26 protein-coding genes are annotated in these 25510 nt (G+C 41.3%); 8 read left to right on the forward strand and 18 right to left on the reverse strand.

The features are described from left to right. Nucleotides 1–10: 10 nt before the first annotated feature. The 9 genes from DU53_RS04900 to DU53_RS04940 are packed head-to-tail and all read right to left on the reverse strand — an operon-like array spanning nt 11 to nt 8856. Nucleotides 11–799: an OAM dimerization domain-containing protein gene (locus DU53_RS04900; RefSeq protein WP_015868328.1), complete on the reverse strand. Its 789-nt coding sequence runs from the start codon at nt 797–799 to the stop codon at nt 11–13. After that, nucleotides 796–2355 carry a lysine 5,6-aminomutase subunit alpha gene (locus DU53_RS04905; protein WP_063727795.1) on the reverse strand — a complete coding sequence of 520 codons (1560 nt, stop codon included), beginning with the start codon at nt 2353–2355 and terminating at the stop codon, nt 796–798. Before DU53_RS04905 ends, DU53_RS04900 begins: the two co-directional genes overlap by 4 nt. A gap of 41 nt (nt 2356–2396) precedes the next feature. Beyond that, nucleotides 2397–3818: a hypothetical protein gene (locus DU53_RS04910; RefSeq protein WP_082853827.1), complete on the reverse strand. Its 1422-nt coding sequence runs from the start codon at nt 3816–3818 to the stop codon at nt 2397–2399. Further along, nucleotides 3815–4843 (reverse strand): hypothetical protein, encoded by a 1029-nt coding sequence (locus DU53_RS04915; RefSeq protein WP_082853828.1) that lies wholly within the window; start codon nt 4841–4843, stop codon nt 3815–3817. Before DU53_RS04915 ends, DU53_RS04910 begins: the two co-directional genes overlap by 4 nt. Before the next feature lie 22 nt (nt 4844–4865). Continuing rightward, complete coding sequence (locus DU53_RS04920; protein WP_015868332.1) at nt 4866–5285, reverse strand: MaoC family dehydratase; 420 nt, start codon at nt 5283–5285, stop codon at nt 4866–4868. After that, entirely contained in the window at nt 5269–6549 is a 1281-nt protein-coding gene (gene ablA / locus DU53_RS04925; RefSeq protein ID WP_015868333.1) for a lysine 2,3-aminomutase, read from the reverse strand. Before ablA ends, DU53_RS04920 begins: the two co-directional genes overlap by 17 nt. A gap of 57 nt (nt 6550–6606) precedes the next feature. Then, nucleotides 6607–7641: a zinc-binding dehydrogenase gene (locus DU53_RS04930; RefSeq protein WP_015868334.1), complete on the reverse strand. Its 1035-nt coding sequence runs from the start codon at nt 7639–7641 to the stop codon at nt 6607–6609. A 5-nt stretch (nt 7642–7646) separates the two neighbouring features. After that, entirely contained in the window at nt 7647–8492 is an 846-nt protein-coding gene (locus DU53_RS04935; RefSeq protein ID WP_235599712.1) for a 3-keto-5-aminohexanoate cleavage protein, read from the reverse strand. Then, a complete protein-coding gene (locus tag DU53_RS04940) occupies nt 8464–8856 on the reverse strand; it encodes a hotdog domain-containing protein (RefSeq protein ID WP_015868336.1) in 393 nt (130 codons plus the stop codon). Before DU53_RS04940 ends, DU53_RS04935 begins: the two co-directional genes overlap by 29 nt. A 212-nt stretch (nt 8857–9068) precedes the next feature. On the opposite strand from DU53_RS04940, the gene DU53_RS04945 reads away from it, so the two are divergent. Then, nucleotides 9069–9671 (forward strand): class I SAM-dependent methyltransferase, encoded by a 603-nt coding sequence (locus DU53_RS04945; protein ID WP_015868337.1) that lies wholly within the window; start codon nt 9069–9071, stop codon nt 9669–9671. Nucleotides 9672–9690: 19 nt separating this feature from the next. Here DU53_RS04945 and fabZ read toward each other — a convergent pair whose 3' ends face one another. Next, nucleotides 9691–10110 (reverse strand): 3-hydroxyacyl-ACP dehydratase FabZ, encoded by a 420-nt coding sequence (gene fabZ / locus DU53_RS04950; protein WP_015868338.1) that lies wholly within the window; start codon nt 10108–10110, stop codon nt 9691–9693. Nucleotides 10111–10294: 184 nt separating this feature from the next. Between fabZ and DU53_RS04955 the strand changes: the two genes are divergently transcribed. From DU53_RS04955 to DU53_RS04985, 7 genes are all read left to right on the forward strand, one after another. Then, entirely contained in the window at nt 10295–11275 is a 981-nt protein-coding gene (locus tag DU53_RS04955; protein ID WP_015868339.1) for a 3-oxoacyl-ACP synthase III family protein, read from the forward strand. Then, nucleotides 11236–12192, forward strand: coding sequence for an enoyl-[acyl-carrier-protein] reductase FabK (gene fabK, locus DU53_RS04960; RefSeq protein WP_041288660.1), 957 nt, complete (start codon nt 11236–11238; stop codon nt 12190–12192). The genes DU53_RS04955 and fabK overlap by 40 nt, the downstream gene beginning before the upstream one ends. Next, entirely contained in the window at nt 12189–13121 is a 933-nt protein-coding gene (gene fabD / locus DU53_RS04965; protein ID WP_015868341.1) for an ACP S-malonyltransferase, read from the forward strand. Before fabK ends, fabD begins: the two co-directional genes overlap by 4 nt. A gap of 101 nt (nt 13122–13222) precedes the next feature. Next, a complete protein-coding gene (gene acpP / locus DU53_RS04970; RefSeq protein ID WP_015868342.1) occupies nt 13223–13453 on the forward strand; it encodes an acyl carrier protein in 231 nt (76 codons plus the stop codon). A 5-nt stretch (nt 13454–13458) separates the two neighbouring features. Next, nucleotides 13459–14685: a beta-ketoacyl-ACP synthase II gene (fabF, locus tag DU53_RS04975; RefSeq protein WP_015868343.1), complete on the forward strand. Its 1227-nt coding sequence runs from the start codon at nt 13459–13461 to the stop codon at nt 14683–14685. Nucleotides 14686–14868: 183 nt separating this feature from the next. Beyond that, nucleotides 14869–15150, forward strand: coding sequence for a hypothetical protein (locus DU53_RS04980; protein WP_015868344.1), 282 nt, complete (start codon nt 14869–14871; stop codon nt 15148–15150). A gap of 54 nt (nt 15151–15204) precedes the next feature. After that, on the forward strand, nt 15205–17235 hold the full coding sequence (locus tag DU53_RS04985; protein WP_015868345.1) for a vWA domain-containing protein: 2031 nt from the start codon (nt 15205–15207) through the stop codon (nt 17233–17235). A gap of 629 nt (nt 17236–17864) precedes the next feature. Here DU53_RS04985 and DU53_RS04990 read toward each other — a convergent pair. The 8 genes from DU53_RS04990 to DU53_RS05025 form a co-directional block, all read right to left on the reverse strand. Continuing rightward, the gene (locus DU53_RS04990; protein ID WP_015868346.1) at nt 17865–18791 is read right to left on the reverse strand and encodes a S9 family peptidase; all 927 of its coding nucleotides are present in this window, start codon (nt 18789–18791) and stop codon (nt 17865–17867) included. Between the two features lie 18 nt (nt 18792–18809). Further along, nucleotides 18810–19967: a Xaa-Pro peptidase family protein gene (locus DU53_RS04995; protein WP_015868347.1), complete on the reverse strand. Its 1158-nt coding sequence runs from the start codon at nt 19965–19967 to the stop codon at nt 18810–18812. Between the two features lie 158 nt (nt 19968–20125). After that, nucleotides 20126–20491, reverse strand: a complete 366-nt coding sequence (locus DU53_RS05000) for an aminopeptidase P family N-terminal domain-containing protein (protein WP_015868348.1) — start codon at nt 20489–20491, stop codon at nt 20126–20128. 151 nt (nt 20492–20642) lie between these two features. After that, complete coding sequence (locus tag DU53_RS05005) at nt 20643–21689, reverse strand: glycosidase PH1107-related (protein ID WP_015868349.1); 1047 nt, start codon at nt 21687–21689, stop codon at nt 20643–20645. Nucleotides 21690–21711: 22 nt separating this feature from the next. Further along, nucleotides 21712–22587 carry a DUF6454 family protein gene (locus DU53_RS05010; RefSeq protein WP_015868350.1) on the reverse strand — a complete coding sequence of 292 codons (876 nt, stop codon included), beginning with the start codon at nt 22585–22587 and terminating at the stop codon, nt 21712–21714. Nucleotides 22588–22616: 29 nt separating this feature from the next. Continuing rightward, a complete protein-coding gene (locus DU53_RS05015) occupies nt 22617–23447 on the reverse strand; it encodes a PfkB family carbohydrate kinase (RefSeq protein ID WP_015868351.1) in 831 nt (276 codons plus the stop codon). Between the two features lie 27 nt (nt 23448–23474). Beyond that, nucleotides 23475–24347 (reverse strand): sugar phosphate isomerase/epimerase, encoded by an 873-nt coding sequence (locus DU53_RS05020; RefSeq protein WP_015868352.1) that lies wholly within the window; start codon nt 24345–24347, stop codon nt 23475–23477. A 48-nt stretch (nt 24348–24395) separates the two neighbouring features. Beyond that, nucleotides 24396–25496, reverse strand: coding sequence for an ABC transporter ATP-binding protein (locus tag DU53_RS05025; protein WP_015868353.1), 1101 nt, complete (start codon nt 25494–25496; stop codon nt 24396–24398). Nucleotides 25497–25510 lie beyond the last annotated feature (14 nt).

The raw sequence follows: 25510 nt of genomic DNA on the forward strand, positions 1-25510 counted from the left end.
AACTTTTTCTTCACTTTTCTTTCCTCATTCTTCTAACCATTTCTTGGGCTATGAAAGCCGCAACATCTTCCGCAAATGTTCCAGGTCCAAATCCCGCATCGTAACCGAGTTCTTTGGCAAGTTCGTAAGTTATTCTCGCACCACCCGCAATTAATATTACTTTATCACGAATTCCCTCGGCTTCCAAAAGTTCTACCAATTCGGTCATATTTTTGATGTGCGCGTCCTTAGCCGTAACTGTTTGAGATACAAGGAGAGCGTCAGCATTAACCTCTATGGCTTTCGCAACAAACTCTTCATTTGGAACCTGGCTGCCCATGTTGTAAGTTTCAAACATCTGATAGCGCTCCAGACCGTAGTGGCCGGCAAATCCCTTCATATTCATAATAGCATCCAGACCAACTGTATGCGCGTCAGTACCTGTAGTAGCCCCAACAACAACTATTTTCCTGCCAATGTTTTCCTTTATATACTCATCTATTTCCTGCATCGTCATTTTTTTCACGTTTGCCTTTGGAACCTTTATAGCTGTGTAATCAACCGTGTGAACACATTCTCCATAAGCCACAAAGAAAGTGAATCCGTGGGTTAGCTCCTTCCAGTAAACAATCTGCGGGTTTTGGAGTCCCATTTTCTTCATGAGACGTTTTGCAGCCTCAACGGCTTCCTCGCCAGCGGGAACGGGTAGTGTGAAGCTGAGCTGAACTTTTCCATCATTCATTGTATCTCCATAAGGCTTCACCGCTCTGAAGTTAAGGGTCTTATCGAATTCTTTTTTCTCAAGATTGTATCCACTCATTCTTCATCAACCCCCAACATCTTCGGAATAAACGGATTGAAATAATTTTTCCCTTTTTCTACAACTCCATCGAGTCCTTTTCCGCCGGTTTTACTGCGTTTTATATCCGCAAAAATTCCTCTTTCAAGAGCACCGAAAAGACCTATTTCACGAATTTTTTCCAGGAGTTCCGTGGTTTCTTGAAGAACCTGCTGAGCTCTTTTCTGGATTATACCGTCCTTTTTGAAGTATATCTCATCACCGATATTTCGCATGTTATTGAAAATATAGCGAGCGTTCTCAATGGAGAGATACCTATCTGACATGAAAGGAGTGTGTATGGCTTCTGTGAGCATTCCAAGAAGTTGAATCCCCTGATGCGTCCATATGGCGATGACGTTGAATAGAGCGTCTTGTATGTGCCCTCTAAAGATGTTTCCGGTCATATATTTTGTGGGCGGCATATATTTTAACGGCGCTTTTGGGAATATTTCCCTCGCCATCTGAGCCTGGGCAAGCTCGTATAAGAAACCATTTTCCAGTTCGGGATCCATTTCGAAAGCGTGTCCTAATCCCATTTGCTCTTCTGGTATACCAGCAAGCAAGGCTAATTGCTCATTTATAAACTGTGATGCCAGAACCGTGTGAGCTGCTTCATAAGCGTCTGCTGTTGTCAGATAGTTGTCTTCACCGGTATTTATTATGACCCCGGCAAAACCATTGATAACCCTACTGAAAAACTGGTCAACGAGGGTTCGCTGCATGTTTATATCCCTGAAAAGAATCCCGTAAAGAGCATCGTTTAGCATGACATCAAGTCTTTCAAATGCACCCATTGCAGCTATTTCAGGCATACATAAACCCGAGCAATAATTACAGAGGCGAATGTACCTACCAACTTCTTCCGCGACTTCATCAAGTCCTTTCCTCATTATCTGGAAGTTAGCCTGGGTAGCATAAGTCCCACCAAAACCCTCTGTCGTAGGACCATATGGAACATAGTCTAAAAGGCTCTGACCTGTGGATCGAATAACTGCAACTATATCGGCTCCCTGTCTGGCCGCTGCCTGGGCTTGAATAACATCTTCATATATATTGCCGGTAGCTACAATAACATACAGATACGGTTGAGGTCCTTCTCCCAGGCGTTCTATCATCGCTTCCCGGGTCTTTCTGTTGTCTTCTATTTTCTTTATTGCTTTGTCCACATACGGTTCAAGTGCCTCTCTGATCTTGTCTATCGGATGCATTGGCAATTCCGTAATGTTCAATTTGCCTTTAGCGATTTCTTCTGCTATCTCCTGCGGAGTCATTCCCGTTTCGAGTATCGCGTTTCCCATAAACAGACTTATACCCTCAGAAAGCAAGCCCTTTTCCTTTATCTGATTTACCACAACATTCGGTAATGGAACACCAGTATTATCTACACCGTCAATACCTAAAAGTCTGGTAATGGTTCTTTCAACGCTAACCGTGGTATGTTTATCAACGAACCGCTGTACATCAGCAGCGATGTCTTTCGCAAGGTTCCTGGCATATTCAACTTTCTTAAAATCTAGACCAAGCTTACTTTTCATAATCTCAAGCCTCCCTGATCTATTTCATTCATTTATTCAATCTAATGTAACTCTGTTTCTTCGTCTAGTAATTCCCTGGCAGTTTCTATAATGACGGGATCGACTCCCAAAAGAGTTGCCACTTTCAAAGCTTCGCGTGGTACCTGATATTCCTCTTTCACCTTAACAAGCGAATAATCGGTGTATTCCGTAAGTGTTTCGGGTTTGACTTCACCACTAACATCAATATCTTCTCTCAATCCTTTTACCATATAATGGTGTACGTTTTCACCTCTGGAAACTCCATCATAATGCGTGGTAATAACTGTGAAAGATTTCGATGAATTAAATCTTCTCAAAACTGATTTTACAATGGCTTTCCCCTCGTGGGGGTTCGTGTTCCTTGCTAACTCGTCAAAAAGAAATAATCCTCTTTTCCCCACCTTTAAAAATTCTACCGCTGTGTTCAACTGAATCATTTCAGCGGCAAATGAAGATAACCCGTGTTTGAAAGACTGATAATCCCCCGATAAAAAGAAAACCCCATCAACAGGCTTTATTTTTGCCCTCTTCGCTGGAACATAGAAACCAAATTGAAACAACACTTGAGCGACAGCAAGGGAACGCAATAGAACGGTTTTACCAGTCATATTAGCACCGGTTATAAGAGTTACTCCGGGTTGTAGCTGTATATCAACAGGTTGAAATTCTTTTCCCTTTTTCTTCAGTTCATCGCTAACCTGTGGCTCAAACAACCCCACATATTCTGTTACACTATCAGAAACAGTGGGTCTAATGAAACCAAACTTCTCTATGATCTCCAGCTTTGCAAGAGAAAAATCTAAAAATCCAACCTTTTCAAGCGCTTCTTCGAGAAGCTCACGATATTTTGAAAGCCTCTCTGTAAGCATTGTTCGGATGCGATCTTCAATATCTCCTATCCTGTTAATCAAATCGTTAAGTTCCTCGTTTACCTGAACATCATCACCATCTGAAAGTCCCTCTAACTCCCGCTTTCTTTTCCTTAAAGCAGCAAGTTCGACGGAATAAGCATCGTATATGTAAAAACTTTTCATTCCGAACCCTTCAGGATCCAGAAGTCTGATAACTTCCGAAAGCTCTGGAATTTCAATCGACTTCGGTGGGGTAACAAGCAACCTTCGAAGTTCTTCCGCTTCAATACAGAACGCCTTTATTTCAAAAAGTGCGATATCATCGAAGGTTTCACCTGTTCCCAATCTCTTAACCACACCAGAAATATCCCTGAGTTGACACAACCTATGCTTGAGATTATCCTTAAGAGAAAGGTTACAGGCGATGTACCTGGCTATTTCATCAAAAATTCTGAGTTCAGCTTCGATCTTTTCAGGATCGGTGAGATATTCAAGGGACTCAAGATGCTTCCTGCCCATAGGCGTGATTATATCGAGAGCGTTTTTGATATATGTGAAACCAATCTTTTCCGCAAAATCCCTTTCAATCACGTCAAATCACCTTCTTCAACGACATCGATAACCGGTACTCCCAGTTCCTTCTCCAGAAGCCCTACAAGCTCTTCCGAATTGAGCTTGTAGCCCTTTGGAGAAAGAGGATTAACGGTAACCGCCAGAAGATTTACCTGTTTCAAAACAAAGATCCTGCCACCAAGACGGAAATACCTATCCAATGTTTCTGGAGAAACGAAAACCTTTGTGTAATCTCTAACGATGATTTCAGGCATAGTTTTCCACTTTCTCTGAATAATGTTCCTTACAAATTTTTCAGAAAGTGATCCCGTCACGTATATACGTTTTCCCTTTAAAACATCTTCTTCCAGATCCCCTATTCCTAATAGCGTAGTCTTCATGGGAATTTTTTCAAGCTCCCCTTTATCGTCAACGAGCCACAGCGCTTCGATTACGCTGGAAAGTTTTCTCCGCAGTTCTTGGCTAACTTCAGGGAGTTTCATCAAATTAACCTTATGCTTCGTCTTTTTCAGAAGTTCGTATTTATTCAGGGATAATGCTGCTCCCGTTGCAAGAATAACACCGTCCGTTATAAACGGTGAAGAAGAGCTCAGCCTAAAAATCGCCCCGTCCACCAATACGGTAGTGGCACCCAACTTTATCATATCTTCTATCACTCGTTTAACCTGGGTAGTTGTTGAAGGTCCTGTAAGAATTATTTTCCCCGGTTCTAAAGCTTTTGCTAACACAATTCTTCCCAGTGGGGTAAAAATTTCACTAACTTCAAATATCTCGGCAAGAAATTTTTTCTCTTTGAAATGGCGTTCCGAAGTTGCAAAAAAGTTGCCCTCTCTGAGTATTATTTCAGGTTTTGGCGTCAACGTTACCTGATCGATACTTTCGCCATCCATTCCAATAGAAGTAACCCCAATTTTAGTTGAAGAATCACCGAGGTGCTTAACAATGAAATTAAGCACCTCGGTTTTTCCGGTATTCTTTTCCATTCCAACGATAGCAACGCTATCCAGATCTAGTATTTTTTTAAGGAGATCACGTGTTTTCATCGGTACTCCTTCTTAAAAGAAACTAAGATTCATCCCTGAACATAACCAGCGCTTCGCCATCAACGGCGATTTCTCCGTTGCTTTTGATCACCTGCGTCGACAATCTTATTCTTGATTTCCCGGTTATCTTTTCAAGAACTTCTACCCGAATGGTGATTTCTTCATCAAGATAGACAGGCCGTTTGAATTTTGCATCCTGCTTGAGATATATCGTACCTGGCCCCGGGAAATCTCTTCCAAGAACCGCCGAAACAAGACCGAGGATGAGGATTCCATGGGCAATTCTGCCACCAAAAATCGTACTCCTGGCGTACTCTTCATCGAGGTGAACCGGATTATCATCCCCGGTAATCTTCGCGAATTCTCTAATCATCTCGTCGGTGACCTTTCTTTTCTTCTCAAAAACTTTACCAACTGTTATGTCATCATACTTTCTGGCCACCCTTTCCCCTCCCTTCTTTCCAGCGGAGGATCCGCTCTTTTCTATCAAGATTAGCCGGTTCTATGTTGAGCTGCTTACCGTCAAGAAGGGCTGCAACTCCTTTGAGTTCGTATTTCTTCCTGTATTCAGAATCATCAACGTCGGTATCCGTTTCTTCCGGTTCATGATAGGTGGTTATTACTCCTTCATAGTTTCTGAGAACCACCGTTCTATCCGACTGTGAAACAACGTATTGTGGCATCACCCTGATCTTCCCGCCGCCACCGGGAGCATCAACAACAAAGGTAGGAACACAGAATCCCGATGTATGCCCTATCAACGATTCCATGATCGCTATACCTTTTCTGATAGAAGTTCGGAAATGACCTATTCCCTGGGAAAGATCACACTGGTAAATATAATAAGGCCTGACCCTTATCTTCACAAGCTGGTGAACGAGTTCCATCATTATGTAAGGACTGTCATTGACACCTCTAAGCAAAACGCTCTGGTTACCAAGTGGTATACCTGCATTTGCGAGAGTTTCACAGGCTTTTGCGGATTCAGGTGTAATTTCTTTTGGATGATTAAAATGAGTGTTCAACCAAATAGGATGATATTTTTTAAGCATCTTCACCAGTTCTGGTGTTATTCTTTGTGGAAGAACAACAGGCGTTCTGCTTCCAATCCTTATTATCTCCACATGTGGTATTTTCCTGAGTTCCTTCAATATGTATTCTAAAACAGAATCATCAACGAGCAGAGCGTCCCCACCGGAAAGCAAAACGTCCCTCACCTGCGGAGTTTCTCGAATGTACTCAATGGCTTTATCGATTTCCCTTTTGGTTCTCGGTTTGTCCAGCTGGCCGGCAAATCTCCTTCGGGTACAATGACGGCAATACATAGAACACTGATCGGTTATCAACAGCAGAACACGGTCAGGATATCTGTGAGTTAGGCCAGGAACCGGAGAATCCTCATCTTCGTGCAATGGATCAAGCATGTCCCATCTGTCAACAATGAGTTCCTTTTCAGTAGGAACAGCTTGCCTTCTGATAGGACATTTTGGATTGTCAGGATCCATCAACGTGGCGTAGTAAGGAGTAATAGCCATTCTAAGGGTTTTGAGGCAGTTTTTGATACCTTCTTCTTCTTCCTTGGTTATATTGATCACCTGTTTTAACTGTTCAACTGTGGTGATCCTATTCCGTACCTGCCATCGCCAGTCGTTCCACTCCTTTTCTGTGACATCCTTCCAAAGCGGTATTTTCTTATAGTCTCTCATACGCCCCCTCCGACTTTATGTTTTTTATATAAGTGTATCCCTGCAACAACCCCTCTTCTAAGCATATACGCTTTCAAACAATTCTCTTATTTTCGGTGCTTCTCTGAGAATATTCAAACTGAGTTCTGCATGACCCTTGGTGTAACCATTTCCGATTATCATTGTCACATCTTTGCCGACACCTTCAGCTCCAAGGGCCGCTCTAGTAAATGATGTTGCCATGCTGAAGAAATAAACTATCCCCTCGTCTTTGGTTATAAGAATAGAAGACATTTCTGTGGCTTCAACGTTGACATTGTTTATAACTACATCGCATAAGTTACCATTTGTGAGCTTATTGATTTCTTCAAAAACTTCGACAGGTTTTGTGGCGTCAAGCTGAAGGACGTGATGTGCCAGTCCAAGTTCTTCAATTCTTTTAGCATTTTGTTCGGATTTTTCAATAACAATTACTTTTCCGTCTTTTCCGGCATTTTTCATCGCCTGATAGGCACACAAAACACCAGACTTTCCGCCACCACCAATTATGGCAACGGTCATTCCCGGGTTGACCAGCTTGTTCACCTGTGCTGGTGCTCCAGCAACATCTAAAACCGCAAGGGCAAGTTTTTCCGGGATATCATCTGGAAGTACAGCGTAGATTCCACTCTCGAAAAGAATAGCTTTACCTTCTATATCTACCTGATCAGTATTCAGATTTATAGACTTTATCTTTTCTATTTTGAGTGGTGTGAGTGAAAGGGAAACAAGAGTTGCTACCTTGTCACCAACCTTTAAGCCTCTATCCTTAAGATCGGGGCCAATCTCTCTGACCACTCCAATGAGCATGCCACCAGAACCCGTCACAGGGTTCTGAAGCTTTCCGCGTTCGTTGACTATGTCCAAAATCATCTGCTTGATCTTTTCAGGATCGTTTCCACAAGCTTGTTTCATCTGGGTAAAGCTCGCAGAATCAACATTTAATGTTATGACATCAAGAAGAATTTCGTTGGAGTATATCTCCATAGTGTTGTCTATCTTCCATGCTGCTTGGGGCAACGATCCGACTGGCTCTATCACTCTATGAGTTCCAAAGGGACATCCTTTTTTCACAATTTCTACCTCCTGATACCAAGGATTTCTCTTGCTTCATCCGGGGTAGCGATCTCTCTACCAAGTTCCTTAGCAATCCTCACAATCCTTTCTACTAACTGTGCGTTTGATTTAGCGAGTTCACCCTTTCTGTAATAAATATTGTCTTCAAACCCAACTCGCACGTGTCCTCCCATAGCAATAGCATGAACAGCTAATGGCAGTTCGTAACGTCCGATTCCCGCAACACTCCATGTGGAACCTGGAGGAATACAGTTAACAAGATAAACAAGGTCCTGAATGTTTCCTGGTATAGCACCTGGTACTCCCATCACAAAATCGAAATGCAAAGGAGGTTCCAAAATACCTTTTTTCACCAATCTGAGAGCATTTTCAATCATTCCGCGTTCAAAAACCTCAATCTCAGGCTTTATACCACGTTTTTTCATTTCTAAAGCGAAACGCTCGATATACTCCTCAGGATTAGCGAAAATATCTTTGCCGAAATTGCAAGTTCCTGTTGAAAGCGTTGCCATTTCTGGGTTGAGGTAAAGTGGTTGAATTCTCTCTTCAACGGTGTGCCACACTGCTCCACCCGTAGATGGCTGCACGATGATGTTACATTTAGCTTCTATCTTTTCCTTTATCTCTCTATAAATTTCAAGTGACTGTGTAGGCTTTCCTTCCGGATCGCGTGCATGAACGTGCACAATGGAAGCACCAGAAAGATAACACCTGTACGCTTCTTCAGCTATTTCATCTGGTGTTATTGGAAGATTGGGTTGTTGTTTCTTGGTAACCTCCGCACCAGTCACCGCAGCGGTAATTATAAGCTTTTGCGTATCAACCACCTCGCTTTCGCTGTTTATCAAGCGGAACAACACAGGTTCCGGAAGCTCTACAAACTACTATCGGTTCTTCCAAAACCTCAGCAGCCGAATCGGAAATATCAGGTCTTGCGGTTATCACTTTTCTTGCTTCAAAAACCATTTTTCTCGAGGTCCTTCCAACCTCAACGATTTCTCCAATTGCTTCGATATAATCGCCCGCATAAACGGGAGCAAGAAATTCGATGTTGTCATAAGCTCTGAAAAGTCCCTCATCACCATCATGTCTTATAAGAAGCTCAGTTGCAACATCTCCGAAAAGTTGCAGTATTCTGGCCCCATCCACAAGGTTTCCGCCGTAATGAGCATCGTGTAGACTCATTCTCACTCGAATAATCGCTTTTTCCATTCACATACCCCCTTACTTTAATATTTTCTCAGTATATTTATATTTCAGCAATTACAAAAACAAACGTTTATAGCCAAAAGAATTCAGGAAATACGCTCTAAATGCTTTATGCTCGCTTATAATGTTCCATAATCCGCGCGTTTTTAGGAGGTCAATCAAAACTTTTATTGGGCAAATATTTGTTATATTATCGTTATAAGGTTGGTGGGATAATGAGTGGGTTCACTTATGACGCAATAGCAAAGATATATGATCTGCTTCTTTTTCCTCTCGAAAAATTTGGGATTGAAAAGCTAAGAAGAAGGTTTGTTCCCATGATTGAAGGTTATACTCTGGATCTTGCTGTTGGCACAGGGAACAACATAAAATATTATCCAGAGAGTTCAAAGGTCGTTCTCATAGATGCTTCCAGTAAAATGCTTAAAATTGCAGAGGAAAAAGCAAAAAAACAAGCGAAAAACGTAAACTTAAAATTTGTCCATTCGCGCCTTGAAAATCTACCTTTTCCAGACAACTTTTTCGACACTATCCTATCTATAGATGTTTTTTGTTCAGTTCAAGACCAACAAAAAGCTCTTTTAGAGGTCGAAAGGGTTCTTAAACCCGGCGGAAAGGCTATCTTTGTCGAGCACATGCTCACCGGGAAGCCTCTTAAAGACTTATGGTTATATTTGTTTAACGTAATAACTTATCCCACCGTAGGTTCATCAATGACTCGTAGAACTCTGCAAAACATAGAAAAAAGCGGTCTAGTTATTTTGAAGGTAGAGAACCTTCGGGGATCTTTCAAATATATACTCTGCACGAAAAACTGAACGGAAAAAGGAGCTGTATTTAAGACCTCTTCATTCCCACAAGTATCGTGGCAACGGTAACAACCTTTTCTTCTACCTTTGCTTTGCCTTCAACAGTCACTATCCCCATTCTTTCACGAACCAATTCAACCTCGTAAACGAGCCTATCTCCCGGTTTCACCTCTCTCTTAAATCGGGCTTTCTCAATCCCTATAAAAAGCGGTGTCCCCTGGGCTTCCTTCATAAGCAATACCCCGGCAGCCTGAGCTAGCCCTTCAATTATTAGAACGCCGGGATAAATGGGATAATCCGGAAAATGCCCCTTAAACACTGGATCGTCCTCCCGGATATCCCTGAACGCCACTATTTTTGATTCTTGCTCTTCAATTACACCATCAACAAGTAGAAAAGGATCCCTGTGTGGAAGTACCGACATAACATATTCTTTTCCTCTCAACATAACATCACCTCAAAAAAATAATAGCATTAAAATGTGGATTATGCGCTGTCCAGATTTCGTACGTTCAATATGGAAGTACCGACCGAATATCGAACGTTTTTTTGCTTAAAAAGCATGGCATATTGTTGCTATGAGTTAAGAGCACTCACAAAAACGAGTTGCAGAGATTATGGAGGGGATCAAAATGTCAATAAATGTTATTGGAACAGGGGCGTATTTACCGCCCAAAGTTGTTACGAACCAGGAATTAGCCACAATGCTAGACATTTCTCCAGAGTGGATTGAACGCCGAACGGGCATCAAAGAAAGACGATTTGCAACTGAAGATACTCTGCTATCTATGGCTGTAAAAGCATCTCTGAAAGCTCTCGAGAATTTTGATAAAAATGTTGATTTTATTGTTGCTCATTCATCTTCTGTGGAGGAAAGCTTCCCATCGCTCTCTTCCTCAATTGCCAAAGAATTGGGTATAAAACCCAAGCTTGCTTTCGATCTGGTTTCAGGATGCACTGGTTTTCTTCAAGCACTTTTAACAGCATCTTCTGCAATGGAACAATTCAATCTGAACACAGCTTTAGTTGTCGCTTCAGAACATCTAAGCAAACATCTCGATTTTTCCGATAGAGATACCGCTATCATCTTTGGTGATGGTGCCGGGGCCCTTCTCTTGGAAAAATCCACTGGTAACGACTTTATTATCGGCTACGATCTTGGAACCATGGTGGAAAGGAAAGACAGTCTTTCATTGAAAGCTGGAACAACAAGCAAGATCAAAATGCGAGGTACCGAAGTATTTCGTTTTGCCGTTCGTGCACTAACACGTTCCATAGAGAACTCACTCAAAAAGGCCGGAATCGGTCCGGAAGAGCTGGATTTCATCATACCACACCAGTCAAATTCAAGAATTTTGGAATCCGCAAACAAAATTCTACAAATTCCTGAAGAGAAGATCATTTCACATCTAACGTATTACGGTAATACCGGGTCGGCTTCTATTCCGATAGCAATAGATCTTGCTACAAGAGAAGGAAAATTACAGCAGGGTCAAAAAATACTCTTCACCAGTTACGGTGCTGGTTTATCATGGACAAGTTTGCTGGTTGAGTGGAGAACCGGGAAGGAGGAATGGAGTTGCATCTTAGAAACAGTATTTCAAGGTTACTAGGGATAAAATATCCAATTCTACAGGGAGGAATGGCCTGGGTTTCTACGGCGGAGCTGGTCTCCGCTGTCTCGAATGCTGGTGGTCTTGGAATAATAGCGGCAGGAAACTTAACTCCAGAAGAACTTGAAAAAGAGATTAAAAGAACTCGAGAAATGACGGATAAACCTTTCGGGGTCAACATAATGTTGTTGTCTCCTCACGTTGATTCTCTCATAGAAGTTGTATGTCAACAAAAAATACCTGTTGTTACCACAGGAGCAGGCAATCCCGGAAAATACATGGACACATTTAAGAACGCCGGTATAAAAGTTATTCCCGTGGTAGCTTCACCTTCTCTCGCAAAAAGGATGGAAAACCTTGGTGCCGATGCAGTCATAGCTGAGGGGATGGAAGCAGGTGGACATGTGGGAAAATTAACAACAATGGTTCTCATTCCACAGGTTGTGGATGCTGTTTCTATCCCGGTCATCGCTGCTGGAGGAATAGCTGACGGCCGTGGTGTTGCGGCAGCTTTCTGTCTCGGAGCTTCAGGAGTACAGATTGGAACACGCTTTGTTTGTTCACAAGAATGTACAGTCCACACTGAATACAAAAAAAGAATAGTAAAAGCAGGGCCTATGGATAGCGTTCTAACGGGTCTCAGTACCGGTCACCCGGTAAGATCTCTGAGAAACAAACTCACAAGAAAGCTTCTACAAATAGAAAAAAACGGAGCCTCTTTCGAGGAAATCGAAAAGTTGACCCTCGGATCACTTCGTAGGGCGGTTGTGGAAGGAGATATAGCTGAAGGTTCCGTGATGGCAGGTCAGATAGCCGGAATGATAAAGGATATAAAACCCGTAAAAGAAATCATCACTGATTTAATTGAAGAAGCCAATAACGTACTTGCCAGTCTCCACGGAGGTGTAACCGCATGAATGCATGGATATTCGCAGGTCAGGGAAGCCAATACGTTGGAATGGGAAAGGAGCTCTACAAACGCTATCAAACAGCAAAGAATATTCTGGAACAAGCAAACGATATTCTCGGTTTCGACATATTGAAACTCATGTTTGAAGGACCTCAGGATCAACTCACGTTGACCGAAAATGCTCAACCTGCCATTTTAGCCCATAGTTTCGCAATAGCTCAGGTTCTTGAAGAAATGGGAGTAAAATGTAACATAACAGCCGGCTTTAGCCTTGGTGAAATCACCGCCCTGACTGTTTCTGGAGTACTTTCATACGAAGATGCTCTTAAGCTAGCTCACTTGAGAGGAAAAGCGATGCAGTCACAGGTACCGGAAGGTGTCGGAAGCATGGCTGCGGTAATTGGCGTAGACAGCAAAAAAGCCGAGGAGATCTGCAATGAAATCTCTCCGGAAGGTGATCTCGTGGTAGCCAATTACAACTGCCCGGGCCAGGTAACCATTTCGGGTCTTAAAGAACTTGTTGAAAAAGCAGTGGAAAGGTTCAAAAATGAGGGCGCAAGAAAAGTGGTTCCGCTCAGAGTCAGCGCCCCTTTCCACACAAAATTTCTAAAACCTGTTGGAGATACCCTTTTAGACTTTCTCAACACTATCAACGTTTCCGTTCCAAAAATCCCGGTCATCTCGAATGTAACCACTGAACCCTATCCAGATGATACGAAAAAAATCAAAGAACTGGTTGCTTTACAGGCTTACAGCCCTGTGAAATGGGAACAATCCATCAATACAATGCTCGGAATGGGTGTGGAAAAATTCATTGAAATCGGTCCCGGTAAAACTCTCACCGGATTTATGAGAAGAATCAACAGAAACAGTTTTGCAAAATCCACTGATGGAACTGACTTAGAAGAATTGGCCAGAGAACTGGCGGATACATAAGTTTAGCAGTAATGTTTTACATATCACAGTTCAGATGTACACAACAGATAGTGGATAGCCCCATAAAATCATAAAACTTCTTAAGAAAGGAGCTGAAAAAAATGGAAGAAAAAGTAATTTCTGTTATTGCGGAGCACCTTGGAGTTGACAAGGAGGAGGTCAAACTGGATTCAAGGTTCGTGGAAGATCTCGGTGCTGACTCCCTGGATCTTGTCGATCTCGTCATGAAACTTGAGGATGAATTCGGCGTACAGATAAGCGATGAAGAGGCAGGAGCACTGAAAACCGTCAAAGACGCCGTTGAGTACCTGAAAAAACTGGGGGTGGAATAAATAAAATGGGGAGAAGAGTTGTAGTTACCGGGCTAGGCATCGTTAGCCCGATCGGAAACAACGTACCGGAATTCTGGAACTCTCTGGAGAACGGCATTTCCGGGATAGATTGGGTTAAAGCCTTTGATGCATCAGAATATCATTCAAAAGTAGCCGGAGAAGTTAAGAACTTTGATCCTACCCAATACATGGATCGCAAAGAAGCCAGACGAACCTCCAGATTCATTCAACTTGCGGTGGCAAGCGCTACGCAGGCTATTGAAGACAGTGGATTAAATCCTGATGAAATCCCACCATATCGCTCCGGGGTTGTTTATGGCGTTGGTATGGGGGCTCTTGACCTGATCGAAGAGCAACACAAAGTATTGTTGAACAAAGGGCCAAGAAGAGTGAGTCCATTCTTCATACCAATGACTATTTCAAATATGGCCTCAGGAACCCTCGCAATAAAATTTGGCTTCAAAGGGGTTAATATAACGGTTACCACTGCCTGCGCATCAAGTACCAACGCTATTGGTGAAGCCTACAGAATGATTCGAGACGGCATACTGGATGTAGCACTGACGGGAGGTGCGGAATCCACGATCACTCCTCTTGCATTTGCAGGATTTGGCTCAATGACCGCACTTTCTACCAAACCACCCGACGAAGCATGCCGACCATTTGATGCTAATCGCGATGGTTTTATCATAGCAGAAGGCTCAGCAACGCTTGTACTCGAAGAATACGAACACGCCAAAAAAAGAGGTGCAAAAATCTACGCAGAGATAGCTGGTTATGGTGCCACAGATGATGCCAATCACATGACAGCTCCAGATTTGGAGGGTACTTCAGCGGCTATGGCTATGAGACTCGCACTTGAAAGTGCGAAAGTGAATCCTGAAGAAGTAGACTACATAAACGCTCATGGAACCTCAACTCCATTAAACGATAAAACAGAAACCAGAGCAATCAAAAAGGTCTTTGGGAAGAGAAAAGATCTCAATATAAGTTCTACAAAGTCCATGCATGGCCATGCTCTGGGTGCCGCCGGAGCGCTTGAGGCAGTAGCGACGGTACTCGCCATAATAAATGAAACCGTTCCACCTACCATAAACCTAAAAACCCCGGATCCGGAATGTGATTTAAACTATACCCCAAATACCGCTGTTAAAAAGAAAATACGCTGTGCTCTGAGTAACTCATTTGGATTTGGTGGGCATAACGCTTCAGTACTCTTCAAAAGGATCTGAAAAGGCTGACCGGAATTCTCCGGTCGGTCTCTTTTTATTCCTAAAGAATCCTCTCATTCTTTCCTTTCGTCAAGGCAAGTACTCAATGAAATGGTTTCTTGATAACAGCTCTCAAAGTACGTATCTTCCTGAAAGCGAAATATACTATAATTGAGTTAACCACTAAATAAAGGAGGGGATTTCATGGGAGAAAAACTTCCAATAAAGACTGTCATGGCTATTATTGTCGATAACAGAAAAAATGTTGCCGAGAAGGTACAAAAACTATTAACAGGTTGGGGATGCCTGATTAAAACCAGACTTGGTTTACACGACGGGGTTCTGGATAATTGCTCTGACGTAGGTTTAATTATTCTCGAACTGGTTGGAAATTCCGAGCAGCATGAGGAACTCTGTAGAAAGCTCAACCTCCTCGATGGTGTCTCTGCAAAATATATGGATCTGTCATTTGAAGAAAATAGGTAAAGTTTGAGAACAGGTCTAATAGCATTGTTGTACCTCACAAGAGGAGGAATGTTTATGAGAAAAATTGTTAGCATCCTACTGCTATTGTTTTTATCGTACCCTTTATTTTCGCAGTTGGTGATTCATCAGGTTGATTCTTCTAAATTTCCTGAGGTTACTCTTTTTGTAAGTGGTGAGAAATTAGAGCTTGAGGAAATAGAAATTATGGAAGCGGGATCCACAGCTGAAATAATCTCTATAAAGACAGAAGCACAGGAAAAGAAGAAACCGGTTGACATCGTTTTTGTCGTTGATAATTCGGGTACAATGTATGATAAAGTGCAGATTGTTATAGAAAAACTAGGGGATCTGGTAAGGTTGCTTCACGAGAACGGTTACGATGCAAGATTTGCCGTTCTTGGATTTGGCACAGAGGTAAATAAAGAGTTTGTTGTTACCGGCGGGAGTCGGTTTACAAGCTCACCTGAGAAAACCATTGAACGTTTAAAAGAAACGATACAGTATCCCGGTGGCAAAGATGAGTGCCAGATACATGCTCTCTGGATCGCATCAAATTACGATTTCAGGAAAGATGCTTCGAAAATCCTGATCCTTCTCACTGATGAAGACACAACCCAGAACAAACTCAACGAGGTTGCGAAGCCGAAGCTGGTTGAAAATATAATCAAACGAAATTTGACAGTTTTTACGCTTCGTTATGATCCCGATCCGGTTTATGAAGAACTTGCTAAACTCAGTGGTGGACAGGTTTTAAGTTTTAAAAGCGAATTTTTTGAGGAGGCCTTGAAGAGGTTATTTACCTTCGCTGAATATTATTCCACTGTTACTTATATTTCCCCTTTGAGCTATCCTCTTGTGACTTTTTCGGAACCTAACCAGCTCATCCTTAAAAATATGCTTACCGGTTCGCAGGTTTCAGTAAATTACATGATTCCAGAAAGAAGTGATGTCAAACTTTCTATACTGGAGATAAATAAGAACTCATTCCCGGATATAGACGTAAAGGTGATTATAGAGAGTACCGATAAGTACATTCTAGAGAATATAAATGTTTTTGAAGATGGGATTCCTGTTGGGACAACTGAACCCCGATTGGTTTCTGAAAAACTGGTCAATTTCGTTGATGTTGTTTTTGTTTTGGATACTACGGGAAGTATGACGCAGGAACTCAACGGAATGGTTGAAAACCTTATAGAGTTTTCGAATATTCTTGAGAATTACGGTGTTCTTGCTAGGGTTGGGTTGGTTACCTTTGGTGATGAGATACGTTTAACCGCGGATTTAACCCCAAGCTTTGAAAAAATAAGGAGATTGCTTCAGAGTCAAACTGCTGACGGTGGTGGAGATGTACCGGAGATTTCCCTCGACGCACTTAATGAAGCTTTGAACATGAATTTTCTTGATAACTCCCAAAAGATTTTGATCCTTATAACAGATGCTTCTCCTCATATTGAAGGAGATGGCACGAAATTTTCTAGTACAACAATTGAGGAGACACGTAAGAAAATTCTTGCAAGTGGTGCAACGCTGATCCTGGTTGTTCCCTCTAACAAAGAAGAATTTGTGAGGTTGTCAGAAGATATTCCTGGTCAACTTCTTGATATTCACTCAGCAAAATCTTTTGGTGAACTCATAAAATTTGTGGCAAAACAGATTACGAGGCAGTATGATATCCATTACACGACTTCGAATCTCGAACCCAATACGGAAAGGGAAGTAATTGTTAGCTATGGACTTACCTGGGATTCAAAGGTTTATCTTTCTCCGGAACTGGTTACAAGTTCTCAAACCACCCCAACAGCAGTTGTTAGTGACTTTGAGATCAATTCCTTCACAGCCAAACCTTTTGTTGTTGAACCGGGTGGAATCGTCACCTTGAGGTGTCTTACATATCCGGAGGATGGATTGGTTTTCAACTGGAGTGCCGAATCAGGTACCTTCGTTGAATTTAGGAATAATACTGCAAAGTGGGTAGCGCCGGATGTTCCGGGATATTATAGCGTCTTTGTGATTGTTTCTGACGGAAGCGTTAAGAAGGTTGCTGAGGTAGTTGTTTTGGTAAGTGACAAATCGCCCTATGATTAAAAGTTATATTGGTTGTTACTCCGGGAGTTTTTTCTAGAGCTTTCTTTATATGTTTAATATATTTTGGATGGTTCCTGTTTGTGGATAATGGGAACCATTTTTTTATTAGTTATCATGGTTGAGAGATAGCTGTGGGAATTTTAGTTAAATCTCTGTGTTTTTGTCTTTCTATTACTTATTACTTATATAGTAATAGTAGTAATATAGGTGTTCAAAACCGTGTTCAAAACTTCTGAAAATTCGGTTGAAATTAATTTACCTACCATGTAGAAAACTCTTGAGTTTTGAACATATTATGTAGAAAAAGCCTGTAAATCTCTTCTGGTGTAAAAAAGCTCTATGTTCAAAACTTTTTCTTTCGAAAACAGCTTTTCATAAGTGTTTCGGAGATTTTGTACCCAGTTCCTGGAAAGAAACAAATATCGTTATGTTCAAAACTTAGAGCACGTGAGCATCATAACGTCTAAAATCGGCTCTAGAAAATAATTTTGTGCAGAAAAGTTTTGAACATAAATCTAAAGTCTCTATGGAAGCCAAAAATGGAAGTTTTATAGAAGATTTTCTACATGAAAAGTCGAAAAAATGTAGAAAACTCCGAAATGTGATTCCGAAAACAGGAAACTGGTTTCTCACGAAAAATCATCCATAAAGAAGCTGACAGAGTCTTTTATTATGCGTTTCTTGAAGAGAATTGAACTGAGATGACCGGAAGGGATCCATTTCAGTCGTGCATTCGGCAGAGTTTTGAAAAGCTGGAGGGTAGATTCTTTTGGAATGAAAATATCAAATTTTGCACCCAACAGCAGCACTGGTTGTTTTACAAAACGTGCATATGTTAAGGGATCGTATTCCAGACAGGATATAGGAGCACTATTAAAGGGAATACCGGGTCCTTTGAGTTTGCTGAGATATTCCTGATAGATTTCCGAGTGATAATTCAAGCATTTTTCAGGGTTACATGTTTGGTCTTCTTCATAACGTATTCTCAAAACCCTGGTGGCGAAACTCTTCCAGGTGATGTGATAGAAATTTCCACCGGTAACGACCAGAGACAGCTTTTTTACCGAGGGTTCGAGTGCTGCGGATATTGTCGAGATAAATCCTCCGAAACTGTAACCCATAAGGTATATGGGAGATGGATACCTGGACTTAATAAACTCTATACAGGTTAAAGCATCGACAACGGCGTTTTCGAAGCGGTCTCTCAAAGGATCCGTTCTTGGGTCTAAAAACAATTCTCCGGATTTGTAGCCGGCCGGGGTTCTGGCGAAGTGATACGGAAGAATCATCAAAGCACCGGTGAATCCATAGTTTGGGAAAGTTTGAGGAAACCATTTTAGGTATTTTAGATTTCGATGACCTGTGCCGTGTATAAAAAGAACGGTTCCTCTGTTACCGCCTTCGTAAACACTCAGAGGTATTCTGTCATTCTCCGGATAACCCGAATTGTAATTGGATTTCAGGATAAATCTATGTACGTTCTCTATTTTTTCATCTTGAATGATGTTTATTTTTCTTCCAAACCTTAAAGCAAACAGTTCTTCTTTTGTACTCATGAGATACTCTCCTTTGGTTTATAACAATAAGATATTCGGTCGACGTATAACTTTTCCATAGATTTCAAAGGTAAGTGAGGGCCATTCACTTTTTTCGGGATAAGAAAGTAGCTCTACATCATTTTCTCCAACCAGGATAGTATCTTCTGATTTAGTTCCGGTGATGGTTGGATTCCAGGCTACAACATTTCCTGGCCTCAGGGGGTAGTCTATATCTTTGGTGGCTATCAGTTCACGAGGATTGTATCCTGCCAATCCCCCCTGATGGTGTAACTTCCATTCTTCCGGTTTTCCCACTTTAGCATAGGCCTGTTTTAGCATATCAGAAAGCTGTGAAAGTTTTGTTCCGGGTATGGAATTGGCGATAGCAACGGCATCAACATAGCAATTATCCAGGTGCTGTTTTATGTATTTTTTGTTCTTTTCAAACATGATCGAACGAGTGCAAGAAAGTACAAGCCCTTTTTTTCTTGCGCAGATACTGACAAAGGCCTTTTTTCCGAGAGGAACCTTTCTTGAGAGATTATGGCGATAGAGAAGAGCACTTTCATCACCAAAAACGATGGTCAGCAAAGGTTCAATTCCTTCGGCAGCGAGACTATGATAAAAGCGTCCCTGAACTTCCAGTTCTGTAACATCTGGAGATAGTTTTCTTATTTCCCGGTTCATTATATGATCACAAATTCTGCCCAATTCCCGGTAAGTTTCTATCTCAGGCTTTGTGAGAACATATCTGAAGGGATCAATTTTAGACGCGACATTGATTGTACCGTATCGACCCGTATCTGACAAAATTTTTTTGTCTTCCAGAAAAGGCATAATAGCGGTTCTTTCACTCTTCCACCAATCATATTCGATCACTTCCAGTTCTTTCCATATCTCAGGGGCTATTTCTTCCTTTCTCAGCCGTTCTTTTTCTATATTGTCGACGAAAAGGTATATTTTTTCTCTAGTTAACAGAATACTGGCTACGCCCTCTACTGAGTTCAGGGTAATATGGTTTCTGCCCCCGAAGGTAAACCATGAAAAGTTATCACATCGACTGATAAGTAGCCCTTCGGCTCCTTCATTAGTGATGAAATTTCTTAGCTGTTCAACCCGTTGTGGGAAAAGCACCTTTTCACCCTCTTTTTCAGGAAAACCCCAAATATTTGTCGTTGGTATTATGATTGTCATGTTCCTTTATGTTAATTTTGCAGGTGGAAACTCTTGTATTTCTTATTCTACAGTATTCATTTGAGAACTACGTATATGAGATCATAATAAAAATCGACTACTCTATCTCAAAAAATGGGGTAGTCGATTTTTATTGTTGTTCCTTCAAACATCAATGGTTAAGGCATAATAGCGGTTCTTTCACTCTTCCACCAATCGTATTCGATCACTTCCAGTTCTTTCCATATCTCAGGGGCTATTTCTTCCTTTCTCAGCCGTTCTTTTTCTATATTGTCGACGAAAAGGTATATCTTTTCCCTAGTTAACAGAATACTGGCTACGCCCTCTACTGTGTTCAGGGTAATATGGTTTCTGCCCCCGAAGGTAAACCATGAAAAGTTATCACATCGACTGATAAGTAGCCCTTCGGCTCCTTCATTAGTGATGAAATTTTTTAGCTGTTCAACCCGTTGTGGGAAAAGCACCTTTTCACCCTCTTTTTCAGGAAAACCCCAAATATTTGTCGTTGGTATTATGATTGTCATGTTCCTTTATGTTAATTTTGCAGGTGGAAACTCTTGTATTTCTTATTCTACAGTATTCATTTGAGAACTACGTATATGAGATCATAATAAAAATCGACTACTCTATATCAAAAAATGGGGTAGTCGATTTTTATTGTTGTTCCTTCAAACATCAATGGTTACTGTAAGGTTTTAATTCTTTCATAACATCTTCCAGCCTGGCAATGAATATCCCTATGCAATAATCACTTACCCCACCGATCCACAGGAGATAGTCATTATATAAAACCAATCCATCACCGAAGATGACCATAGCTCTATCTCCATACTCTTCATTTAGGCCGGTGGGAAAAAGCAGGTAATCGCTGATTGCCAGAAGCTTACCATCTTTATCTACAAGGGCAAGTCCGTTTTTGTAGGACAAATTATCTTTCAGCACAGCGTGCCATCCAACCAGATATTCGTTGTCGGATATCTTTACTGTGTTTGTTGACCAACCAACTTTATGCTCCCATTTTTCTGGTAACAGTACGGGTTCTATACTCTCCGCATTCAGTGTCAGTGTTTCCATATCTGCTCTGGCACGCCAACACGCAAGTGTGTCCTGAACCTCTATTCTGATGAGCATTGTTGCGTCATTTCCATCGATGTTTATAAAAGCGCTGTCTTTGTTAGATACCGGAAAGAAATCTTCATTACCGTTGCTTATTTTAAAATATCCTCTTCTTTTTAGCTCGTATGTATCTGTGAACTCCGCAAAGCCAAGAACATCTCGCCTGGTTAACTTGTTGTTTTCACCGTAGAAGTACCCTTTACCTGTGTAGAGCATGTACAAATTATCATCATTTAAGGAAACTCTCGCATCTTCACACCCAAGGAACTCCCACAAATGTTGTGGCCACAGAATTATCTCTGTTTCTATTGGCTGGTTTATCTTGCCTTTTATCACTTTCTCAATATCCAGTGAGATTGCTCCCACGCTTGAGGTGTATTTATAGTAGTCGAATATCAGTCTTGGAAAAACGTGGAGCATTCCATTTTTTTCCAGTGCTCCGGGGTTAAAAACAGCGATAGGCTTTGACCTTATGTAGTTTTTCACGTACAAATCTTCTGGACCTATGTAGTACCTTTCTTCAAAAACATTGCTTGATCTCTGGTTTCTTATACCAGCTGCACAGCTTTCAAGTTTTCTTTTCAAATTTTCTTCAATGTTTATCATTGTCTCCTGACTTCTCCTTTCTTTAAGGAATGTACGGTTCGGTTGGAGATATGAGTTTGAACATGTATATGGTAGTAATGTTATCCTCAGGAGCGAAATACATCACATCTTTGTGATATGAAAAACCTTCGCGGGATAGTGTGTTTCTGTCAGTCTTGCAACTGGTAAAGCCTGTTTCAACTCTTTTCACTACTTTTCCGGTTTCCAGATCCAGCCAATCAACCATTCCAAAGATATCGTCATATCCATGGAAGTAAGGATAACCGAATATGTATCCATCAGGATCTTTATAGGGTTTTCGTGTATCACCATTGCACAATAACAGTCCACTTTCAAAATCATAATGAATGTCCTGATAAGCGCATATGTACCCCATTTTCTGTGTGATACCGGGATTCAATATTTTTTTGATTACTTTCCCTGAGAGATCAGTGATATATATGTACAAAGAATCCCAGTTGGCAAGATAGAGTCTGTCCTTGCCATTGGAAGCCACGGCACCTATATGATCACCGAAGTTTATTTTGTCAGCTATCTCCATGGTTTCAGGATCTATTTTGAATATTATGGTTGGTGATTCTCGTCTGTAACCAGCGGCAGGGGCCCAGAGATAATTTCCATCATGGTATATGCCACCAACATGTATTGTGAGTTCACCGATAGCATTTTCATTTGTTAAGTCCAGGACTTTCACAATTTCAAGAGAGGATCTGTCGATTTTCCAGAGCCACCCTTTGTTGTGTATTTCATCAACGGAACTGAGATAGTAATGCTCGTCAGTAACTGCCAGCCCTTGAACATGGTAAGTTATAAAAGGGAGTTCAACATTACCAAGTGGTTTAAGATTTGACGCACTGAGAATGGGGAATCCAAGTGATGAATCTGAACCCCTGCTCATTACTTAAATCTCCTCCTCTTTTTGAGTACTTAAGTTTTTCTATAAGGACCCGGATATTGCATTTTTTCGGTGGTAATTCTGGCTGCAAATTTAGTTGCAGTAGCGATATCAAACTTTGCATAGCCAACAATAAAAGCCGCTGTGCAGGTATCGCCTCTACCTGTTCTTCCTTCTAGCTTCCATTCCCCAAAAGGAGCTTCGTAGAATTTTGAACCATCATAAACACACACACCAGCCGAATGGGTAGCGATGACCATTGAAGGCCCTGTTTCCTGGATGGTTTTTACGGCTTTTTTGAGATTATCGATGCCTGTTAGAATCCTGGCTTCATTCACGTCAACTTTGAAAAGGTCAAAGTATTTTAAGTATTCTTTTTTTCTCTCCCAGTCTCTGTAAACCATCTGACCATTTTCAATATTTCGCAAAAAGCCCTGTGCATCTCCAGCTAAAAATTTTGTTTTTTTCCTAATAACTGGAATGAGTTCTTCAGGAAATTCACCATGCCATAATGGATTTATGTGTACAAATTCTTCGTTGAGATCCTCTAATTCTTCTGCTTCAAACGGTGCGGCGAGGGAAAGTATTCTGCTGTATCTGTCATCCGGATTTGTCGTTGGATAAACATTCTCGATACTGGTGGAAGAAGGACTTGGTAGGAATTGAACTTCAACACCGGTTTCTTCCATCGTTTTGAATAAAGGTCTATCATCGGCAGAACATTTTGTGTAAACCATTGCATTTTCTCCAAGATTGGTGACGGCGATACTGCCAAAAAACACGCCGCCACCAGGAACGATACTTTTCTTACCCAGAACAACATTGATATCCTTTGATACGTGCCCAACAAAAGAAATTTTCACGATGATTCCTCCATTCTTTTCCGAATGCTACATCAGCTTTTCCCGAAGGAATTTGAGAGTTTTCGCATACTCATCTTCAAAACGATCTTTGCTGTTCATTTCTACTGTAACCACTCCATCAAATTGTGAAGCTTTTATCAGTGAGAATACCTCATCAAAGGGAATAGCTCCTTCGCCGGGTGGTAGGTGAAGGTCACCTATTCCGTATGTAAAACTGAAGGATTCATTGTTAGAAATGTTTCGTAAATGAACAGAGGGCAACTTGCCGAAATTATCATGAACATGGAGTTCAACAGCGTATTTCAGACCGATCTCGATTTGTTCGAGAAAATCCACTTTGAAATAATTACATGCCAGGAAAAGATGCCCAATATCCATAACGACCCGCAGAGCTGGATGATCAACCAGCTCTATAAACCGATTTACATCTGACATGGTTTGTGTAAGATTCTCTGCACCTATCAGTATTCCGTACTTGTGTGCAATATCGGCGAGTTGTCTGAGATCTTCAATCTCGGCGGATTCCTGTTCTTTTTCGGTGATTTCCGAATCGGGATAGAATTCTCCAAGATGATAAACGATAACTTCGGCACCTACTTCATGTGCAAATTCGATAGTCGCTTCCATGACCTCTCGATGTGATACATCCATTTTGTCCTTCAAATTCACTGGATCAGGAGTGTGAACGGTGTATCGAAACTTGAATCTGGATAGTATCTTTTTAATTCGTTCCACCTGTTTGCTTCGTATCTTACCCCAGTAAATTACATCGAGGCCAGCAGGTGGAAGTTCAACATAATCGAAACCTACGGACTGAAAAAATGCCAGTTCATTTTCAAACCTCGCGATTGATCCATTAATCCTTTTAGTGTCCACATTTATACCTATCCCTTTGATCATCTCAAAATCAGTCCTCCAAAAACGTTTGTGGTTGTTTTTTATATAGCCTCAGGACTTAAAGAAAATGGATTCCCCTGTTTCCGCATCGAAAAGGTGATAATTATCGAGACTGATATTCATATATATTTGATCACCGGGATGCAGATCCATACGTTCTTCAGTAAGTACTTTGAAGATCACGTCTCCAATTTTGATGTTGTAGATGATCTCTCTTCCCAGAGGTTCCAATATGTAGACAACGGCTTTGATCGAATTTTCGTCCAGTGGTTTTGGGGACAGTTTGATATGCTCAGGACGAATTCCAAACTTCAATTTCTTGCCGATGAGTTTTTCAAGTTTTTCTGCTCGTTCTTTTCTTGTTTTGAGCTTTATACTGCCGTTTACAACGTAGAAGCTGCCGTTTTCCAGAATTACCGTTGCATCTATGATATTCATAGCGGGTGTTCCCACAAATTTTGCTACAAAAACGTTGGCAGGTTTGTTATAAATATTCTCCGGAGTATCGTACTGTTGAATCTTTCCCGTGGAGAAGACAGCAATTCTATCGGCCATGGTCATTGCTTCAACCTGGTCATGGGTAACGTAAACGGTGGTGATTCCAAGATCATGCTGAAGTTTCTTAATCTCCGCACGCATATAGGCTCTTAAAGCTGCGTCGAGGTTAGAGAGTGGTTCATCAAAGAGAAGGATTTTTGGCCTTTTAATCAACGCGCGTGCAATAGCGACCCTTTGCTGCTGTCCTCCAGAAATTTGGTGAGGTTTCCTGTCTAAAAGTTTTCCTATGTCAAGATTTTTGGTTACTTCTTTAACTCGACGATCGATTTCATCCTTTTTAACTTTCATTGCTCTCAGTGGGAACGCTATGTTATCGTACAGAGTCATATGTGGATAGAGGGCATAACTTTGAAAAACCATCCCAATTTCCCGATCTTTTGGAGGTACATCGTTCATTAAATAACCATCGAAAAAGATCTCACCCTTTGTTGGTTTGTAAATTCCAGCGAGCATTAACAGGGTTGTTGTTTTACCACAACCAGATGGACCCAGAAACACTGTGAATTCCCCATCTTCAACATCAAGGTTTATTCCATCAACAGCTCTAACTTTTCCAAAATGTTTGTGGAGATCTTTAAGAACGATACGTGCCATAAACTCACTCCTTA

The organism is Kosmotoga sp. DU53, from assembly GCF_001639905.1.
GTDB lineage: Bacteria > Thermotogota > Thermotogae > Petrotogales > Kosmotogaceae > Kosmotoga > Kosmotoga olearia.

What these genes read in the sequence shown, in the direction of transcription:
- DU53_RS04900 (WP_015868328.1), bottom strand. Translation starts at nt 799, where the DNA reads ATGAGTGGATACAATCTTGAGAAAAAAGAATTCGATAAGACCCTTAAC.
- DU53_RS04905 (WP_063727795.1), bottom strand. Translation starts at nt 2,355, where the DNA reads ATGAAAAGTAAGCTTGGTCTAGATTTTAAGAAAGTTGAATATGCCAGG.
- DU53_RS04915 (WP_082853828.1), bottom strand. Translation starts at nt 4,843, where the DNA reads ATGAAAACACGTGATCTCCTTAAAAAAATACTAGATCTGGATAGCGTT.
- ablA (WP_015868333.1), bottom strand. Translation starts at nt 6,549, where the DNA reads ATGAGAGACTATAAGAAAATACCGCTTTGGAAGGATGTCACAGAAAAG.
- DU53_RS04940 (WP_015868336.1), bottom strand. Translation starts at nt 8,856, where the DNA reads ATGGAAAAAGCGATTATTCGAGTGAGAATGAGTCTACACGATGCTCAT.
- DU53_RS04945 (WP_015868337.1), top strand. Translation starts at nt 9,069, where the DNA reads ATGAGTGGGTTCACTTATGACGCAATAGCAAAGATATATGATCTGCTT.
- fabZ (WP_015868338.1), bottom strand. Translation starts at nt 10,110, where the DNA reads ATGTTGAGAGGAAAAGAATATGTTATGTCGGTACTTCCACACAGGGAT.
- DU53_RS04955 (WP_015868339.1), top strand. Translation starts at nt 10,295, where the DNA reads ATGTCAATAAATGTTATTGGAACAGGGGCGTATTTACCGCCCAAAGTT.
- fabK (WP_041288660.1), top strand. Translation starts at nt 11,236, where the DNA reads ATGGAGTTGCATCTTAGAAACAGTATTTCAAGGTTACTAGGGATAAAA.
- fabD (WP_015868341.1), top strand. Translation starts at nt 12,189, where the DNA reads ATGAATGCATGGATATTCGCAGGTCAGGGAAGCCAATACGTTGGAATG.
- acpP (WP_015868342.1), top strand. Translation starts at nt 13,223, where the DNA reads ATGGAAGAAAAAGTAATTTCTGTTATTGCGGAGCACCTTGGAGTTGAC.
- fabF (WP_015868343.1), top strand. Translation starts at nt 13,459, where the DNA reads ATGGGGAGAAGAGTTGTAGTTACCGGGCTAGGCATCGTTAGCCCGATC.
- DU53_RS04980 (WP_015868344.1), top strand. Translation starts at nt 14,869, where the DNA reads ATGGGAGAAAAACTTCCAATAAAGACTGTCATGGCTATTATTGTCGAT.
- DU53_RS04985 (WP_015868345.1), top strand. Translation starts at nt 15,205, where the DNA reads ATGAGAAAAATTGTTAGCATCCTACTGCTATTGTTTTTATCGTACCCT.
- DU53_RS04990 (WP_015868346.1), bottom strand. Translation starts at nt 18,791, where the DNA reads ATGAGTACAAAAGAAGAACTGTTTGCTTTAAGGTTTGGAAGAAAAATA.
- DU53_RS04995 (WP_015868347.1), bottom strand. Translation starts at nt 19,967, where the DNA reads ATGACAATCATAATACCAACGACAAATATTTGGGGTTTTCCTGAAAAA.
- DU53_RS05000 (WP_015868348.1), bottom strand. Translation starts at nt 20,491, where the DNA reads ATGACAATCATAATACCAACGACAAATATTTGGGGTTTTCCTGAAAAA.
- DU53_RS05005 (WP_015868349.1), bottom strand. Translation starts at nt 21,689, where the DNA reads ATGATAAACATTGAAGAAAATTTGAAAAGAAAACTTGAAAGCTGTGCA.
- DU53_RS05010 (WP_015868350.1), bottom strand. Translation starts at nt 22,587, where the DNA reads ATGAGCAGGGGTTCAGATTCATCACTTGGATTCCCCATTCTCAGTGCG.
- DU53_RS05020 (WP_015868352.1), bottom strand. Translation starts at nt 24,347, where the DNA reads ATGATCAAAGGGATAGGTATAAATGTGGACACTAAAAGGATTAATGGA.
- DU53_RS05025 (WP_015868353.1), bottom strand. Translation starts at nt 25,496, where the DNA reads ATGGCACGTATCGTTCTTAAAGATCTCCACAAACATTTTGGAAAAGTT.